A 770-nucleotide genomic window follows, 5' to 3' on the forward strand; every position below is an offset into this window, starting at 1 on the left:
GCGGCAGCTGCCGCGATGAGCTGCTGAGTTTAAGCTTTTCCGGTCGTGCAGTGTGTCAGGCGATGCCCCGAGCCGTTCCTTGCGTGATCTTTTTCTTGTCATTCACGTCCGCTTTTCTCAGGGCTGTCATACCTATGACCACACGGTAGGCCTTGAGCTTCATCTGCCAGTCGTCTCCGTAGCTCGAAGTGTCATGGATGTGCGGGCTGCGGTGTGTTACGAGCGGACGCAGTGTCATACGTTCAGTTTTGGATGTGCTGAGGTGTTCGATCCTGCTGTGGTTAGTGGTGGGTTGAGGCGTCGGTTGTTTTGAATGTTTTGTTGGGGGCTATGGTTTGGAATCCTGTGACGGCTAATCATGTTGTGGCTTGTCTGGATCGTATGGGTTCTTTTGCGGTGTCTGCTGTGCCGTTGCTTCGTGAGCAGTTGGCTCTGCCTCGGCGTGGTGGCTGGTTCGAGAGCGTTGAGAGTGATGAGGAGCTTCAGCGGATCGGTCGTGCTCTCATCGCCCGGCTTGGCTCTTCAGCATCTGGAGCGGGAAAAGAGGATCACTCCGAAAAAAACAGAGCTCTGAAACCTTGAAAGCAGTCGACCTCTCCAAGCTCCGAGCCGGACTACAGACCAACCCCCTCCGCCAGCAAGGAATCTGACGCCACACCACCTATCCAGCCGGCAAGACCGCGTTACCTCAGCACACCCTCCCCTGTAGCCGGCCCAGACCCGATCGCGGAGCGATCGGGCCTCCAACCCACCTAAGGGCTGTCCCGTAA

General features: G+C 57.0%; 1 protein-coding gene. It reads right to left on the reverse strand.

Annotated elements, in window-relative coordinates:
- Positions 1-55: 55 nt before the first annotated feature.
- Positions 56-238 (reverse strand): hypothetical protein, encoded by a 183-nt coding sequence (locus tag CCN35_RS28210; protein ID WP_143631901.1) that lies wholly within the window; start codon positions 236-238, stop codon positions 56-58.
- Positions 239-770: the final 532 nt, after the last annotated feature.

This window comes from Streptomyces thermovulgaris, assembly GCF_002155915.1.
Classification (GTDB): Bacteria; Actinomycetota; Actinomycetes; order Streptomycetales; family Streptomycetaceae; genus Streptomyces; species Streptomyces thermovulgaris.

Excerpts from the sequence above, each read along its gene's own strand:
- CCN35_RS28210 (WP_143631901.1), bottom strand. The coding sequence starts at position 238 with ATGACACTGCGTCCGCTCGTAACACACCGCAGCCCGCACATCCATGAC.